Here is a 15031-nt window from a genome sequence, read left to right as displayed (position 1 = left end):
CCGCCGGAAACGGTTGGCTGACGCCTACCCTAGGCGAGCCCTTCCTCGGGCAGCAGGTCGATGACCGCCTGCGCCAGCAGGTCCGGCTGGAACTTGGCGATGAAACGGTCGGCGTTAACCTCGCGCACCATCGCCTCGTTGAACAGGCCGCTCAGCGAGCTGTGCAGCACCACCTTCAGGCGCCGCAGCGTGGGCGTTTCGCGGATGGCGCGGGTCAGCGCATAGCCGTCCAGCCGCGGCATCTCGATGTCGGACACCACCAGGTTGACGCCCTCCCCCGGCGGCGCCGCAGCCAGCTCGGTCAGCCGATCGAGCGCCTCGCGTCCGTCCTGCGCCACCACGCATTCGATGTTCATCTGCTGGAAGATGCTGATCAGGCGGCGGCGCGCGACCACCGAATCGTCCGCCACCAGCACGCGGCGCGGGCGCAGCGTGTGGGCGCCTGCGGCGCGCTGCATCTGGGTGGAGAGCTCGCCCGGTGCGCCGTCGATGCTCGCCAGCACGTGTTCCACGTCGACCACCGCCACCAGCGCACCGTTGATCCGGGTCACCGCGTTGACGCGCGGTCCGAAGCCGAGCGCGGCGCTCGGCGCGACCAGCGACTCGCCCTCGCAATGCACCATGTTCTTGAGGTCGGACACCAGGAAGCCCTGCACGGTGCGGCTGAACTCGGTGACCATCAGGTGCGCGGACGGCTCGGCGACCAGCGCCGGATAGCCCAGCGCCGCGGCCAGATCGATCACCGGGATGGTCTGCCCGCGGTAGTCGCAGCTGCCGGCGATCAGCGCGTGGGCGCCGGGCATGCGTTCGAGCGGCGGGCGGCGCAGCACCTCGCGCACCTTGAACACGTTGATGCCGAACAACTGCGCATCGCCCAACCGGAACAGCAGCATCGCCACCCGGTTGTGCCCGGCCAGGCGGGTCTGGCGTTCGACGTTTTCCAGCAGCGCGCCGGCCATGCGTGTCTCCAGCAAAGTAAGGACTAGCTCCTGCGTATCGGCGGCCCGGCCCGGCTCTTGAGGTTCGGGCTCCAACCGCGCAGCTGCCCCATATTTTCTCCCGACGATGCGCCGGAGCGCCGGTGGCACATGCATTGCTTGTTCAAGTTTCGACGCATCCAGACGATGTCCTGAACATTCATCCGCAGGAACCGCAATCCACATGAGCCTGATCCGTAGCCAGTCCCTGGCCGCGCTGGTCCAAGCGGCCGCCGCTGGCGACGAGGCCCGCCTCGAACAGTTGTCGAACCAGCATCCGGCGGTCGCCCGCGCACTTGCCCCGCTGCTGGCCCGCCTCGACGCCGGCCAGCCGTCCGCGCTGGCGCTGCAGACCCTGGAGCAGCAGGGCCTGGTGCTGGCCGCCGCGCAGGTACTGGGGCGCGAGCAGTCCGCGCTGGACAAGGCCACCCAGGAAAGCCGCGATGGCGTCGGCCGCTTGACGGACGCCAGCGCCGGAATCTCGACGGCCCTGCAGCAGGTCGCCAACGGCTTGGCGCAGGTCGAGCAGGCCCGCCAGACCGGCAGCGCCGGCGTGAGCGAGCTGGATGGCCAGTTGCGCCTCCTGCGCAGCGCGCTGTCGGCGATGAACCGCAACCAGGCGCGCCTGGCCGAGCAGGTCGGTCAGATCCGCAAGCTCACCGGCGCGGTGCAGGAAATCGCCCACCAGACCAACCTGGTCGCGTTGAACGCCGCCATCGAAGCCGCCCGTGCGGGCGAAGCCGGCCGCGGTTTCGCGGTGGTCGCCGACGAGGTCAAGCAGCTGGCCGAGAAGACCACCCAGGCCACCACCGAGATCGAGACGGTCACCGGCTCCATCGGGGATTTCTCCCGCCAGCTGGATGTGGACGTGCAGCAGGGCATGCAGCGCCTGGAACACGCGCAGTCCGGCGTCAGCCAGGCCAACAGCGCCATGGGCAGGAGCGCCGAGGCGCTTTCCAGCGCCAGCGAGAAGGTCGCGCAGCTGCGGCAGGGCCAGGACGTGCAGCAGGCCCGCGCCGCCGCGGCGCAGGCGGCGCTCGGCGCGTTGCAGCGGCGCAGCACCGAGGCGCGCCGGCAGAGCGAGGCGCTCAGCCGCGCCGCGTTGCTGGCCCATCGCCTGGCGCTGGGCTGGCTGGAACAGGAGGCCGGCAACGACCCGGCCAGCCTGAGCCTGGCCGTGCGCGAATCGGCGCAGGGCCTCCGCCAGGCAACCGAGCTCGCACTGCTCGAACCAGGCGCGCTGGACCGGCGCTGGTTCGACACCGATGCGCTGGACCGCACCGTGCGCCGGCTCGCGGCGCAACATCCGGACCAGCCGGCCGCCAGCGCGCTCAGCGAGGCGGGCGCACGGCTGTCCGAGCACGGCAACGCTTTCGTCGGCCTGCTCTGCAATGGCCAGATCGAACAGGCCCAGCAGCTGAGCCAGCAGCTGGAGTCCGAACGCGAGGCGGTAGTCACCCACCTCGCCGCGTTGCTGGCCACCGCCTGATGGCCCTGGCGCGCCGCTGCCTGCTGCTCGCGCTGCTCGGGACGGCCCTGCCGGCCCTTGCCGCGCCGATGTCGGAAGCGGACCTGCGCGCCCAGGCCGAACGCTTCGTCGAACAGCAGTACGCCGCGCCCGGTAGCCGGGTCGAGGTCAAGTCCGAAGCGCTGGATCCTCGCCTGCACGTCGCCGACTGTGCCGTGCCACTCGCGGCCAGCCTCCCCGGCGGACTGCGCATGACGCCCAGGCTGAGCGTCGTGATGCGCTGCCCGGCCGCGGACGGCTGGACCCTGCGCGTGCCGGTGACGCTGAAAGTCTGGCGCCAGGTGCTGGTGGCCAATCGCCCGCTGATCCGCGGCGACGGCATCGTGGCGACCGACGTACACGCCGAGGAGCGCGACGTCACCTGCCTGCCCTACGGTTATGTCGCCAGCCTCGACCAGGTGGCCGAGCGCAGCCTGTCGCGACCGGTCGGGTCCGGCAGCGTGCTTACACCCGGGGCGCTGGGCGGACGGCAGACCGTACGCGCGGGCGATCACGTGCAATTGCTCGCCGAACTGGACGGGATCGCGGTGCGCGCCGAGGGCGTGGCCCTGGGCAGCGGCGACTCGGGCGCCCGCCTGCGGGTGCGCAACGGCAGCTCTGGCCGCGTCGTGGACGCCATCGTGCGCGGCCCCGGCGTGGTCGTGGCGTTACCCTGAACGGTCGCCGAAAATCCATGTTCCCCAAGACACTAAAGTTTTCTCCAGCCCGGCCGATTCCCCAAGGGACAGGGCCTAACCGACTCGAGAAGGACCGATGAACACGACCATTTCCAACAACGGCTTGCCGCTCCTGCCCCAGGCACCGGGCAACCAGGCCAATGGCACGGCGGCCGGCAACAGCAATGCGGCCAGCGACGTTCCCGCCAGCGTGCCGGGCAAGGACGACAGCGTCCGCCTGACCGACTCGGCGCGCGCGCTGCAGGACGCCGCCAAGGTGGACGGCCAGGCCGCGATCGATACCAAGCGGGTGGAGAAGATCCGCCAGGCGATCGCCGATGGCAGCTACCAGGTCAATCCGGCCGCCATCGCCGACAAGATGATCGCGCTCGACGCGCAGATCGGCGGCCCGGCGAAGCCGTAACCGCACGCCATGAGCAAGCTGCTGCACCACGAGCTCGAAGCCGCGCTGGACGCGGTGGTGGAGGACCTGCATCGGGCCGCCACCGAGCTCTCCGCCTCGCTGGTCGCCGAACGCGACGCGCTGGTCGCCGCCGACGCGGTCGCGCTGGACCGCGCCGGCACGCACAAGCAGGCGCTGATGCAGCGGCTGGAAGAGCTGGACGCCGAGCGCGTGCAGATGCTCAAGCTCGAGCCGAACGCAGCCGCGCGGGTCGAGGCGCGCTGGCGCGAGGTGCTCGAGGTGATCCGCGGATGCCAGGAAATGAACCAGCGCAATGGCAGCCTGGTCAGCCAGCGGCTGGCGCAGGTGCGCGAGGCGCTGGCCGTGCTGAGTGGCCAGGGCGGCGACGTGCGCAGTGTGTACGGACCCGGTGGCGAAGTGCGCACGGCCCTGCGCTCGCACCACCTGGGTTCGGTCTGACTGAAAGAGAGAGCCTTCCGGACACCGCGCCGCAAGGCCGGTGGCGATCCACCCCAGGCGGGATAGCCCCGCGAGCAGATCAAGACATGAGCGATACCGCCACCGCTTCCGCCCAGTCCCGCCTTGCCGGCAATCGCGACATCCCGCTGCCGGTGGTACGGGTGCCGATGCTGGACCAGAAACGCGAGCTGTTCGCCTACGAAGTCATGTTCCACCGCCACGCCGGCGACGAGCAGACGCTGATGCAGCGCGTGCTCTCGACCCTGGCCGACGGCGCGCTCACCCGTCTGGTGCGCGGCAACCGCACCTTCCTCACCCTCTCGCGCGAACTGCTGCTGGACCAGACCGACGTGCTGCTGCACCAGCCGCGCTTCGGCGTGGTGCTGCAGCCGGCGATGGCCGATGACGCCGAGTTGATGGACCGGCTCAACAAGATGGCCCAGCGCGGCTGCCTGCTGATGCTGGACGCCGGCGCCATCGATCTCCACGGCTCGGTCGCCTTCGAGTCGCTGCTGCAGATCGTGCAGTTCGTCCGGCTGGACGCCCGGGCACTCTCGCCCGAGCAGTTGCGCGAGCGCGCCCAGTACCTGCACGAGCGCGGCATCTGGGTGATCGCCGGCCACGTCGACGACCACGCCACCTACCACCGTTGCCTGGAGCTGCCGCTGCAGGCGATCCAGGGCCGTTACCTGCTGATCCCCGACCAGGTGGAAGTGCCGGTGCTTTCGGCCAACCGCCTGTCGATGCTGCGCCTGATGCGCGAGCTGCAGGAAAACAGCCCCGGTCCGGTGGAACTGGGCGACATCATCCGCAACGACGCGATCCTTTCGTACAAGCTCCTGAGTTGCGTGAATTCGGCCTATTTCGGCCTGCCCAAGCAGCTCAAGTCCGTGCAGCAGGCGGCGATCTTCTTCGGCGTCACCCGCATGCGCAACTGGATCTACACCATGTCGCTCGGCGGCATGGATGACCGTCCGCCGGAGCTCCTGCGCACCGCGCTGATCCGCGCGCACATGTGCGAGCAACTCGCCTCGCACATGCCGCGTCCGCAGAAGGAAATGGCCTTCACCGTCGGCCTGTTCTCGCTGCTGGACACGCTGATGTGCGCGCCGATGGAGTTCGTGCTGGAGCAACTGCCGCTGGTACCGGAGATCCGCGAGGCACTGATCGGCAACCGCGGCCCGTTCGGCCCGCTGCTGGAACAGATCCACGCCTGGGAAGCCGGCCACCTGAGCGGCCAGGCCCAGCCCGCGCAGATCCAGCGCATGGCCGGCATCTACCTGGAAGCCACCCAGTGGGCGGACCAGGTCTATGCCTTCGCCGAACCCAAGGCCCCGGCCGCCGCGGCGTAACGGACTCCGACTTCCGCTTACTCTGAATCCGCGCGCGCAATCCCGTCCGCGCTGAGCGTAGACGGGCGGCGCCGCAGTCGCGGCGCGTCCCTCAGACGGTCTGTTCGAGGCCTCTCCCGCCGGGAGAGGGTGACGACAGGTGGGTCGGGCGAAGCGGATGGCCAAAGGCCAGCCGCAGTAGGGAATACCGCCCGGATCAGACCCTCGCCATCCGCCGGTGCAGCACGACCACCACCAGCACGCCGGCAGCCGTCACGGCGAGCCAGCTCAACACGGGCGACCACTCGCCGCCGAGCCAGGACGCACAGGACACCGCGCCGATCGCGGTCACGCCCACCGCCAGCGCCAGCGCCACGTCGCCGACGTGCCGACGGCGCTCCCACAGCAGCAGGAAGGCGCCCAGGGCGGCAAGCAGGATCGCGCCGCCACGGCGGGCGAGGGTGAATTCCGGCGGGTCGGGCACGTCGGGCAATACGTCGCTGAGCGAACGCTCGCCCACCTGCACCTGGTAGCCCTGGTCGTCCGCCTGGCTGGCCCGCACCAGCCGGTCGCCATCGAGGCGGGCGAAGATCGTCACCTGCTGCACCGGCACCGCCTGCCAGCTCACGCGTACGTCGCCCAGCCGCGGCGAGCCCGGGTCGACGCTGGTAGTCAGGTAGTCGTGGTACAGGCTGAAGCTGGCGGCCAGGTTGGCCGGCAGGCGCGAGGGGTCCGGCGCCACCGTCTGCGTGCCTGGCAGCGCGCGCAGCAGCAACGGCCCCAGCGTGAAGCCGCCGACCTGCACCTTCCCCGCCACGAAGCGCTGGCTGCGCAGCGGCATCGTCGCGGGGTTGGCGTGTCCGCGCGGCTGCTCGAACTTGCCGGTGTCCTGCAATTCGTCGGACCAGTCCAGTTCGTAATGCACGTCGCTGCCCACGTGCACCTCCCGCCACTGGAACATCTCCACGCGTCGGGACAAGAGCGGCGTGGGCACGGTGAGGTTGAAGTCCGCATCGTGCGGCGCCTCGATCACTTCTGGCGTGCCCGAGACCAGCACCATGCTGCCGTGTTGCCCCGGCTGCGGCCCGCGCGAGCCCGCCTGGACCACGTCGCCACCGTGGCGTACGGCAGCCAGATGGTGCACCAGCAGGCCCCGTTCGGTGATTGCCGCCAGCCCCAGGCCGGCGATGAGCAGCACCGCGCCGCCGCCGCGCAGCAGCAAGGCCCGGGTACCGACCCGCAGCTGCCGCCTCACCCCACCGCCCCGGCAGGCTCGCCGTGGAGGCTGGCCTGTTCTGCGGTCGTGCCGAAGCGGCCCCGATCGTCGCGGGTCACCTGGGCCAGCGCGCAGGCATGGTCATGGGTAAAGAACAGCCGCACGCCACGCGCGAGCTTGTCTTCGAGGAACGCGCGCTTCTCGTCGATCAGGGTTTCCGGCGCGCGGTCGTAGCCCATGGTGATCGGCAGGTGCACCCACGGGCGACCGGGGATCAGGTCGGCGCAGAACACCACGCCACCGACTTCGGCCAGCATCAGCCCCGGCGTGTGGCCGTTGGAAAAATGGAAACGCACCGACTTGCCCAACGCCTTCGAATACGGCCCTTCGACCAGCTCCAGCCGACCGCTGGCCTCCAGCAACCCGGCCAGTTCGGGAATGAACGAGGCGCGGTCGCGCGGATGCGGCGACTGCGCGCGGCGCCAGTGCTCGGCGCCGACCAGGAAGGTGGCGTTGGGGAACAGCAGCCGTGGCGGTTCGCCCTCGGCCCAGGGCGCCAGCAGGCCGCCGGCGTGGTCGAAGTGCAGGTGCGAGAGCACGACCGCGTCGATGTCCTCGTGGGAAAGACCGGCCTGGGCCAGCGACTCCAGCAGCACGTGGCGGTCCTCGACCACGCCGTAGCGCTCGCGCAGCTTCGGCTCGAAGAAGGCGCCGATGCCGGTTTCGAACAGCACGTTGCGACCGTCCAGGTCCTTCACCAGCAGGCAGCGGCAGGCCAGCGGGATGCGGTTCTCCGCGTCCGGCTCGATCCAGCGCGCCCACATGGCCCTGGGCGCGTTGCCGAACATCGCGCCGCCATCGAGTTTCTGGGTGTTGCCCTCAAGGGACCACAGCTGCATGACACGTCGCCCCTGTCAAAGAATGACCCGATTTTACGCAGGGGTGCCGGGGCTGTCTCCCCGCACTGCGCCGCCACTCTGGGACACGCAGCCAGCGCGCGCAACGGTGCGACGAGGTCCGCCCCTTTGCCCCCGCCGCCAGCGGAGGCTTACTGCACCTTGCCCAGGCCCGAAGGCCGTCGCGGATCGCTGGCCGCCTGCAGCGTGTTGCTGCGGTGGTCCCAGGTCACCACGTTCATGAAACCCCAGGGATCGCGCGGGTGCAGCGTGTAGCCCATGCGCTCGAGCTCGTGCGCGGTGGCCGGGTCGAACACGCCCTCCTCCACGTCCACGCGGTCGGGCATGAACTGGTGGTGGTAGCGCTTCTGCGCCACGACGGCGGTTGCGTCCTTGCCGTCGATGAAGGCGAGGATGCCTTCGAGCACCTGGGTGATGATGGTCGAGCCGCCCGGCGATCCGATTACTGCGGTGCGGTCCTGCCCGATCACGAGACTGGGCGACATCGAGGAGAGCATGCGCTTTCCGCCCACCGGCGCGTTGGCCTTGCTGCCGAGCAGGCCGTAGACGTTGGGCTTGTTGGGGACCAGCGCGAAATCGTCCATCTCGTCGTTGAGCAGGATGCCGGTGCCGGCGGCGACGAAGGTGGAACCGAGCGTGTAGTTCACCGTCGAGGTGACGGCGATCATGTTGCCGTCCTTGTCGATGATCGAGAAATGCGTGGTGTGCGGGCCCGGGTCGGATGCGCCGGTGTGCGGCAGCATCGAGGAAGGCGTGGCGCGGTCGGGCAGGATGCCCTGGCGCAGGCCGTCGGCGTAGTACGGCGACAACAGCATGTCCAGCGGCATCTTCACGAAGTCCGGGTCGCCGAGGTAATCGTTGTGGTCGCGAAAGGCACGACGCATCGCCTCCACCACGTAATGCACGCGATGGGCGCGATCGAGCTTCTCCATGTCCACGCCACGCAGGATGTTGAGGATCTCGGCGATCGCCACGCCGCCGGAGGACGGCGGCGGTGCGGTGACGATGCGGTAGCCGCGATAGTCGACGCTGATCGGCGCGCGTTCCTTGACGCGGTAGCCCGCCAGGTCCGCCTCGGACCAGTTGCCGCCGGCCGCGCGCACGGCGGCCACCAGCTTTTTCGCCACGTCGCCCTGGTAGAAGCCGTCGCGGCCCTGCCGGGCGAGGACCTCGAGGGTGCGGGCCTGGTCGGGGTCGCGCCAGGTCACGCCCTCCGCCGGGGTCTTGCCGTCGACGAAGTACTTGGCGGCCGAGGCCGGCCAGCGCTTGAGGTCGTCGGCGCGCTCGGCGATGGCGTTGCGCAGGCGGCTGTCGGGCTTGAAACCGTCGCGCGCGGTGCGGATCGCCGGGGCCAGCGAGGCCGACAGCGACAGTTTGCCGTAGTGCGCGGCCAACCAGGCCAGGCCCGCCGGTTCGCCAGGGATGCCGGCCGAGAGGGGGCCGGTCAGCGCGGCGTCGCGGTTGGGCGAGCCATCCGCATTGACGTAATCCTTCGGGTCGACCGCCGCGGGCGCGACCTCGCGCGCGTCGATGAACACTTCGCGGCCGTCCGAGGCACGTCGCAGCACAGCCATGAATCCGCCGCCCAGCCCCGAGCTTTCCGGCTCGACCACCGACAGCGTGGAAGCCACCGCCACGGCCGCGTCGAACGCGTTGCCGCCCTTGGCCAGCACTTCCAGCCCGGCGTTGGTGGCCAGGAAGTTGGCGCTGGCGATGGCGGCGTGGCCGGGCTTCTGCGTCTGCGCGGCGGCGCTGGCGGGAGTCGTCCGGGCGGGCGGGTCCGATGCGAAGGCGGCGGTACTGGTCAGCAGCAGGCTCAGCAAAAGGACTCGCCAACGCGGGGACAAACTCATGCCGTGGTCTCCTTGGCCATCAACTGGCGGTATTTCAGTTCGAGCTGCTCGCGCGTCTCGCCCAGGTCGGCATCGATGATGATGCACTCGACCGGGCAGACGACCATGCATTGCGGCTCGTCGTGATGGCCCACGCACTCGGTGCACAGGGCCGGATCGATGATGTAGTAGTCCTCGCCCATCGAGATTGCCTTGTTGGGGCACGCGGGCTCGCAGACGTCGCAGTTGACGCAGGTGTCGAGGATCTTCAGGGACATGGCCTCAATGGTAGCGCGGAGCGGCCATCCTTACCCGCGCGAGTCATCCCCGCGGGAATGCCGGGCGGATTGCAGTCCACCTCGGTCCATCGCCTCGCACGCAATGGTGGGCTGGACCCACCCTGACCCCGCAAACGAAAACGCCCGCGAAGCCTTCCGGCATCGCGGGCGCATCGGGCGCATTCGCGCGGGCGCTTACATGGCGACGAAACGCACCGTCGCACCGGTCGCCTGCAGCGCGGTCGTCACGCGGTCCTTGTCCGCCTGGTCGCCGATGAACAGCACGATCACGTCCTTGAAGGTACCGGGCTTGGCGCCTGCGAAGGCGGCGATGATGAAATCGGCGGTCTTGGCCGAGTTCGGGCCGGCGAAGGCCAGCAGGTTGCCCGGCAGCACGCCGCGGGCGATGACGTCCTGCACGTTCGTCAGCTGGCGGTCGTACTTGGCCTTGGCGTCCTCGTCGTCACCGGCCGGCACCAGGTAGGCGTACGGGCGCTCGGCGGTCATGCCCTGCATGTTGTTCTGCACGATCTGGCCCAGGTAGGCGTTCCACGCCTGGGCATCGTTCGGGTTGGTCGGCTTGGGAGCGGCAGCCTGCTGGGTGTTCTGCTGGCTCTCGTCCTGGTTGTTGCAGGCGGACAGGGCCAGGGTGCCGGCGAGGACGAGGGTTGCGGCGATCAGGAACTTACGCATGGGTGTCTCCCTGTGAGTGGATTCGAAGATGTCCCGATCCATTCTACGCAGGGTGCGTCAAATGGACCGGTACATCCTTATTTGCGCCAGCGCTGTCGCATGGCCTGTTGGACTGCCGGATGCACGAAGCTGGAGATGTCGCCGCCAAGGCGACCGATCTCGCGCACCAGCGAGGAGGAGATGAAGCTGTACTGCTCCGCGGGCGTGAGGAACAGCGTCTCCGCCTGCGGGATCAGATGGCGGTTCATGCTCGCCAGCTGGAACTCGTATTCGAAGTCCGACACCGCGCGCAGACCGCGGATGATCACCCCCGCGCCCACCTCGCTGACGAAATCGGCCAGCAGGCAGTTGAACCCGCGCACTTCCACGTTCGGGAGGTCGGCCAGCGCCAGCCGCGCCAGGGTGATGCGCTCGTCCAGGCTGAAGCCAGGACCTTTGCCGGAACTCTCGGCGACCGCCACCACCACGCGCTCGAACAGCGGCGCGGCGCGCGACACCAGGTCGGCATGGCCGTTGGTGATGGGGTCGAAGGTGCCCGGATACACGGCCAGGCGCTTGTTCACCGGAACTTTGTTCACGTGGAGGCTGCGGCGCGAAGGTGGCGATTAGCTTAACGGAAGCTCCGCGCAGCGGCGATAGAGCGCGTGGCGCACTTCGCCGGCCCGGCCCTCGCGGTGCAGTGCCCAGTTGGACGGCAGCGAAGGCACCTGATCGCGCGGGGACTCGACGTAGATCCAGGCCTGCTCGGTCAGCCAGCCTCTCTCCTCCAGCCGTTGCGCGAGCACCGGCCACAGGTCCGCGGCGAACGGCGGGTCCAGGAACACCAGTCCGAACGGAACGGGCGCACCTTCCAGAAAGGCCGCCGCATCGGCAACGGTCACCGTGCCCTCGGTCTTCAGCCGCGCCAGGTTCTCGCGCAACGCCGTGGCCGCGCGGGCGTCGCGCTCTACGAAACGCACCGCAGCGGCCCCGCGCGAAAGCGCCTCGATCCCCAGCGCCCCGGTGCCGGCGCACAGGTCCAGCGCCTGCACGCCCCCGATCACCGGCGCCAGCCAGTTGAACAGCGTCTCGCGCACGCGCTCCGGCGTCGGCCGCAGCCCCGGCAGCTCGGGCACGTCCAGCCGCGAATTGCGCAGGCGGCCGCCGATGATGCGGATACGCCCCGTCACGCCCGCGTTCCCCTGCCCGAGCGCACCCTGTGCGCGACTGCCGTCCCGCGCCCGGCGAAAATCGGTCCCGCGCAGCGGAAACGCAGGTGCGGATGGCCCTCAGCGGCCAGTCTGGTAGCGGGTGATAGCATCCGCGCATTGTCTTGGAAACGCCGCCGCAATGCTTAAATTCTGGAAGAAGAAACCCACCGAAACGACTTCGGAGCAACCGGCCGAGCAAGGCCAGACGCCGCCCGCCGACGAGCACACCACCGACGCCGCTGCCCTGGACAACGCCAGTCCGGTGCTGGACGAAGCCCGCGCAGAACTCGCCCCCGCCGAACCGGCAATCGTCGACGAGCCGCCGCCCCCGGCAACCGTCCCGGAGCCCGCTCCGATCAAGCGCAGCTGGCGCGAGCGCCTTTCCGGCAGCGGCTTCGCCAAGGGCTTGAGCTCGCTGTTCGTGCGCCACCCCAAGCTCGACGACGACCTGCTCGACGAGCTCGAAACCCTGCTGATAACCGCCGACGTCGGCATCGAAGCCAGCACCATGTTGGTCGAGGGCCTGCGCAAGCGCATGCACAAGCGCGAGTTCGCCGATGCCGACGCGCTGCTGGCGGCGCTGCGCGAGGCGCTGGTGGCGATGCTGTTGCCGGTGCAGCAGCCGTTCGACATCGGCGGCCGCAAGCCTTTCGTGGTGCTGACCGTGGGCATCAACGGCGTGGGCAAGACCACGACGATCGGCAAGCTCGCGCGCCGCTGGCGCGATGAAGGTCGGCAGGTGCTGCTCGCCGCGGGCGACACCTTCCGCGCCGCCGCGGTGGCACAGCTGAAGACCTGGGGCGAGCGCAACAACGTCCCGGTGATCGCGCAGGGCCAGGACGCCGATTCGGCCAGCGTGATCTTCGACGCGTTGCAGGCCGCCCGCTCGCGCAACGCCGACGTGCTGATCGCCGACACCGCCGGCCGCCTGCATACCCAGGGCGGGCTGATGGACGAGTTGTCCAAGATCGCCCGCGTGCTGAAGAAGATCGACCCCGACGCACCGCACGAGGTGCTGATGGTGATCGACGGCACCACTGGTCAGAACGCGATCAGCCAGTTGCGCCAGTTCCAGCAGATCGTGGGCGTGACCGGCCTGGTGGTGACCAAGCTGGACGGCACCGCCAAGGGCGGCGTGATGTTCGCGCTGGCGCGCGAGTTCGGCCTGCCGATCCGCTTCGTCGGCCTGGGCGAGACCGCCACGGACCTGCGCGAGTTCGACGCACGGGCCTTCGTCGACGGCCTGCTGCCGGCCACGCTGGCCCGGGCCTGAGTGGCCATGACGCGGCGCCTGCGCATCGCGCTGCTCAGCCTGGCCGGCATCCTCGTCGCCGGACTGGTCGCGTTGCTGGTGACCGTCTACCTGCTGCTGCAGCCGGAGCGCTTCACCGCCATGCTGCAGGAACAGGCGCACCAGGCCGGGTTGGAACTCAGCCTGGCCAATCCCGCGAGTCCCACCCTGTTCCCGCGACCGGCGCTCGAGCTGGAAGGGCTGACGCTCACCGCGCAGGGCGCCAGCATGCCGATCCTGCTGGCCGCCAACGGTCGGCTCGCGTTGCCCTGGAGCACGCTGTTCGGCGGCCCCACGGTGATCTCGCGACTGGAGATCGACGCGCCGCGCGTGGACCTGGATGCGCTGCAGGCCTGGCTGTCCAGCCTGCCTTCCGGCGGCGCTGGCGCGCCCAACATCCCGCGCATCGATACCGGCGTGCGCATCGCGCGCGGCACCATCGTCAGTGGCAACCAGTTGCTGCTGCGCGATTTCTCGCTCGATGCCGGTCACCTGCTTTCCGGCCAGCCGTTCCCGCTGGTGATCTCGGCCAAGGATGCCGGCGGCACGCCGATGCAGCTGCGCCTGACCGCCACGCCGCGCATCCAGGGCAATGCGCTGCAGCTCAACGACATCGATCTGGACTTCACCCGCGGCGTCACGCTGGCGATGGACCTGACCGGCGAGGCGCACTGGCACGGCGCCGCCGACGCCGCGGCCACGCTTGCCGGATCGCTCGACCAGGCCGACGCCGGCCGCTACGACATCTCGCTGCAGCTGACCCCGGCCAACCAGAGCGATCCGTTGCTGCTGGCGCTCAAGCTCGACGGTCCCGGCAATCATCTCGACCTGCGCTTGCCGCCACTGGGCGTGGCGCGCTGGTGGTCGCACATCGGCGACGAGGAAGGTCCGCGGCTCGGCGTACCACCCGGCAACGGCCACGTGGACGCGGCCACGCTGGACGTGGCCGGCGTACACGTCGAAGGCCTGCACCTGGAACTCACGCCCGCCGCGGCATCGAGCACCGGCATGCCCGCGGCATCGGCCAGCAGCGACGCCCGATGAGTTCCACCCTCGCCGCCGACCTGCTGCCCTGGTTCGACCGCCACGGCCGCCACGACCTGCCCTGGCAGGCCGCCACGGACGGACGCCGCGACGCCTACCGCGTGTGGCTGTCCGAAGTGATGCTGCAGCAGACCCAGGTCGCCACCGTCATTCCCTACTTCCTGCGCTTCACCGACGCGCTGCCCACCCTGCCCGACCTCGCCGCCGCGGACGAAGACCGCGTGCTCGCCTTGTGGTCCGGCCTTGGCTACTACCGCCGCGCGCGTTTCCTGCATCGCGCCGCGCAGCTGTGCGTGGAGCGCCACGGCGGCGAACTGCCACGCGACTTCGACGCGCTCGCCGCGCTCCCCGGCATTGGCCGCTCCACCGCCGGCGCGATCCTCGCCCAGGCGCATGGCCTGTGCTTTCCGATCCTCGACGGCAACGTCAAGCGCGTGCTCGCCCGCTATCACGGTATCGAAGGCCATCCCGGCCAGGGTGCCGTCGAGAAGCAGCTGTGGGAACGGGCCGAGGCGCACACGCCGACCGAGCGGGTAGCCGACTACACCCAGGCGATCATGGACCTTGGCGCCACCGTCTGCGTCCGCTCGCGCCCGCTCTGCCTGGCCTGCCCGCTGACCCAAACCTGCGTCGCCCGCCGCGACGGCCGCACCGCGCAACTGCCTACACCGAAGCCCGGCAAGACGCTGCCCACGCGCGAGACGACGATGCTCGTGCTGCGCGATCGCCAGGGTCGCGTGCTGCTCGAACGGCGCGGTGCGACCGGCGTGTGGTCGGGCCTGTGGAGCCTGCCCGAGGCCACCGGCCACGACGCGGCCTGGCGCCTGGCGCAGACCCACGCCCAGCTGGACGATGCGCAACCGCTCACGCCCTTCGTCCACGTCTTCAGCCACTACCGCCTCAACATCGAACCGTTGTTGTTCGACGGCGCGACAGCCCACCCCGCCATCGCCGATAATGCGGCGCTGCGCTGGTACCCCCGCGACGCGTGGCCGGACCTCGGCCTGCCCGCGCCGGTGCGCACCTTGCTGGAATCCCTGGCGCGCGAACCCCAACGCCTGTCCTGAGCCACGCCACCGTTCCCGAAAAACCTTCGTCGTGAGCACGGGCCGCGGGCCGAAGTCGAACCCGCCACACCGCGCACCGCTTCGACTCCGCCTGCCGCGCAAGCTACGCTCAGCGCGAACGACACCTG

16 protein-coding genes are annotated in these 15031 nt (G+C 70.0%); 8 read left to right on the top strand and 8 right to left on the bottom strand.

The annotated features are described in order from the left end of the window. Nucleotides 1–29: 29 nt before the first annotated feature. Complete coding sequence (locus LQ772_RS03285) at nucleotides 30–959, bottom strand: chemotaxis protein (RefSeq protein WP_231323975.1); 930 nt, start codon at nucleotides 957–959, stop codon at nucleotides 30–32. 202 nt (nucleotides 960–1161) lie between these two features. Between LQ772_RS03285 and LQ772_RS03280 the strand changes: the two genes are divergently transcribed. The 5 genes from LQ772_RS03280 (at nucleotide 1162) to LQ772_RS03260 (ending at nucleotide 5396) form a co-directional block, all read left to right on the top strand. Next, on the top strand, nucleotides 1162–2466 hold the full coding sequence (locus tag LQ772_RS03280) for a methyl-accepting chemotaxis protein (protein ID WP_231323973.1): 1305 nt from the start codon (nucleotides 1162–1164) through the stop codon (nucleotides 2464–2466). Then, nucleotides 2466–3161: a flagellar basal body P-ring formation chaperone FlgA gene (gene flgA / locus LQ772_RS03275; RefSeq protein ID WP_231323971.1), complete on the top strand. Its 696-nt coding sequence runs from the start codon at nucleotides 2466–2468 to the stop codon at nucleotides 3159–3161. The genes LQ772_RS03280 and flgA overlap by 1 nt, the downstream gene beginning before the upstream one ends. A gap of 97 nt (nucleotides 3162–3258) precedes the next feature. Continuing rightward, a complete protein-coding gene (flgM, locus tag LQ772_RS03270; RefSeq protein WP_231323969.1) occupies nucleotides 3259–3585 on the top strand; it encodes a flagellar biosynthesis anti-sigma factor FlgM in 327 nt (108 codons plus the stop codon). Nucleotides 3586–3594: 9 nt separating this feature from the next. Continuing rightward, the gene (locus LQ772_RS03265; RefSeq protein WP_231323967.1) at nucleotides 3595–4044 is read left to right on the top strand and encodes a flagella synthesis protein FlgN; all 450 of its coding nucleotides are present in this window, start codon (nucleotides 3595–3597) and stop codon (nucleotides 4042–4044) included. A gap of 86 nt (nucleotides 4045–4130) precedes the next feature. After that, complete coding sequence (locus tag LQ772_RS03260; RefSeq protein WP_231323965.1) at nucleotides 4131–5396, top strand: EAL and HDOD domain-containing protein; 1266 nt, start codon at nucleotides 4131–4133, stop codon at nucleotides 5394–5396. A 196-nt stretch (nucleotides 5397–5592) separates the two neighbouring features. Here LQ772_RS03260 and LQ772_RS03255 read toward each other — a convergent pair whose 3' ends face one another. The 7 genes from LQ772_RS03255 to rsmD form a co-directional block, all read right to left on the bottom strand. Next, nucleotides 5593–6630 carry a TMEM43 family protein gene (locus tag LQ772_RS03255; protein WP_231323963.1) on the bottom strand — a complete coding sequence of 346 codons (1038 nt, stop codon included), beginning with the start codon at nucleotides 6628–6630 and terminating at the stop codon, nucleotides 5593–5595. Continuing rightward, nucleotides 6627–7490, bottom strand: a complete 864-nt coding sequence (locus tag LQ772_RS03250) for an MBL fold metallo-hydrolase (protein WP_231323961.1) — start codon at nucleotides 7488–7490, stop codon at nucleotides 6627–6629. Before LQ772_RS03250 ends, LQ772_RS03255 begins: the two co-directional genes overlap by 4 nt. Nucleotides 7491–7639: 149 nt before the next feature. Further along, a complete protein-coding gene (gene ggt, locus LQ772_RS03245; RefSeq protein WP_231323959.1) occupies nucleotides 7640–9361 on the bottom strand; it encodes a gamma-glutamyltransferase in 1722 nt (573 codons plus the stop codon). After that, nucleotides 9358–9618, bottom strand: a complete 261-nt coding sequence (locus tag LQ772_RS03240) for a YfhL family 4Fe-4S dicluster ferredoxin (RefSeq protein ID WP_231323957.1) — start codon at nucleotides 9616–9618, stop codon at nucleotides 9358–9360. The genes ggt and LQ772_RS03240 overlap by 4 nt, the downstream gene beginning before the upstream one ends. A 195-nt stretch (nucleotides 9619–9813) precedes the next feature. Next, complete coding sequence (locus LQ772_RS03235; RefSeq protein WP_231323955.1) at nucleotides 9814–10311, bottom strand: hypothetical protein; 498 nt, start codon at nucleotides 10309–10311, stop codon at nucleotides 9814–9816. Between the two features lie 77 nt (nucleotides 10312–10388). Continuing rightward, nucleotides 10389–10889, bottom strand: coding sequence for a pantetheine-phosphate adenylyltransferase (gene coaD / locus LQ772_RS03230; RefSeq protein WP_231323953.1), 501 nt, complete (start codon nucleotides 10887–10889; stop codon nucleotides 10389–10391). 27 nt (nucleotides 10890–10916) lie between these two features. Beyond that, nucleotides 10917–11480, bottom strand: coding sequence for a 16S rRNA (guanine(966)-N(2))-methyltransferase RsmD (rsmD, locus tag LQ772_RS03225; RefSeq protein WP_231323951.1), 564 nt, complete (start codon nucleotides 11478–11480; stop codon nucleotides 10917–10919). Nucleotides 11481–11640: 160 nt separating this feature from the next. Between rsmD and ftsY the strand changes: the two genes are divergently transcribed. From ftsY to mutY, 3 genes are read left to right on the top strand one after another with little or no spacing between them, the layout of a single operon-like run. Then, a complete protein-coding gene (gene ftsY, locus LQ772_RS03220) occupies nucleotides 11641–12774 on the top strand; it encodes a signal recognition particle-docking protein FtsY (RefSeq protein ID WP_231323949.1) in 1134 nt (377 codons plus the stop codon). A gap of 6 nt (nucleotides 12775–12780) precedes the next feature. Then, nucleotides 12781–13836, top strand: a complete 1056-nt coding sequence (locus tag LQ772_RS03215) for an AsmA family protein (protein WP_231323947.1) — start codon at nucleotides 12781–12783, stop codon at nucleotides 13834–13836. Further along, nucleotides 13833–14903, top strand: coding sequence for an A/G-specific adenine glycosylase (gene mutY, locus LQ772_RS03210; protein WP_231323945.1), 1071 nt, complete (start codon nucleotides 13833–13835; stop codon nucleotides 14901–14903). Before LQ772_RS03215 ends, mutY begins: the two co-directional genes overlap by 4 nt. The last annotated feature ends 128 nt before the right edge of the window (nucleotides 14904–15031 follow it).

The organism is Frateuria edaphi, assembly GCF_021117405.1.
Taxonomy (GTDB): domain Bacteria; phylum Pseudomonadota; class Gammaproteobacteria; order Xanthomonadales; family Rhodanobacteraceae; genus Frateuria_A; species Frateuria_A edaphi.
This window is presented reverse-complemented; position numbering and strand designations above follow the sequence as displayed.

What these genes read in the sequence shown, in the direction of transcription:
- LQ772_RS03285 (WP_231323975.1), bottom strand. Translation starts at nt 959, where the DNA reads ATGGCCGGCGCGCTGCTGGAAAACGTCGAACGCCAGACCCGCCTGGCC.
- LQ772_RS03280 (WP_231323973.1), top strand. Translation starts at nt 1,162, where the DNA reads ATGAGCCTGATCCGTAGCCAGTCCCTGGCCGCGCTGGTCCAAGCGGCC.
- flgA (WP_231323971.1), top strand. Translation starts at nt 2,466, where the DNA reads ATGGCCCTGGCGCGCCGCTGCCTGCTGCTCGCGCTGCTCGGGACGGCC.
- flgM (WP_231323969.1), top strand. Translation starts at nt 3,259, where the DNA reads ATGAACACGACCATTTCCAACAACGGCTTGCCGCTCCTGCCCCAGGCA.
- LQ772_RS03265 (WP_231323967.1), top strand. Translation starts at nt 3,595, where the DNA reads ATGAGCAAGCTGCTGCACCACGAGCTCGAAGCCGCGCTGGACGCGGTG.
- LQ772_RS03260 (WP_231323965.1), top strand. Translation starts at nt 4,131, where the DNA reads ATGAGCGATACCGCCACCGCTTCCGCCCAGTCCCGCCTTGCCGGCAAT.
- LQ772_RS03250 (WP_231323961.1), bottom strand. Translation starts at nt 7,490, where the DNA reads ATGCAGCTGTGGTCCCTTGAGGGCAACACCCAGAAACTCGATGGCGGC.
- ggt (WP_231323959.1), bottom strand. Translation starts at nt 9,361, where the DNA reads ATGAGTTTGTCCCCGCGTTGGCGAGTCCTTTTGCTGAGCCTGCTGCTG.
- LQ772_RS03240 (WP_231323957.1), bottom strand. Translation starts at nt 9,618, where the DNA reads ATGTCCCTGAAGATCCTCGACACCTGCGTCAACTGCGACGTCTGCGAG.
- LQ772_RS03235 (WP_231323955.1), bottom strand. Translation starts at nt 10,311, where the DNA reads ATGCGTAAGTTCCTGATCGCCGCAACCCTCGTCCTCGCCGGCACCCTG.
- ftsY (WP_231323949.1), top strand. Translation starts at nt 11,641, where the DNA reads ATGCTTAAATTCTGGAAGAAGAAACCCACCGAAACGACTTCGGAGCAA.
- LQ772_RS03215 (WP_231323947.1), top strand. Translation starts at nt 12,781, where the DNA reads ATGACGCGGCGCCTGCGCATCGCGCTGCTCAGCCTGGCCGGCATCCTC.
- mutY (WP_231323945.1), top strand. Translation starts at nt 13,833, where the DNA reads ATGAGTTCCACCCTCGCCGCCGACCTGCTGCCCTGGTTCGACCGCCAC.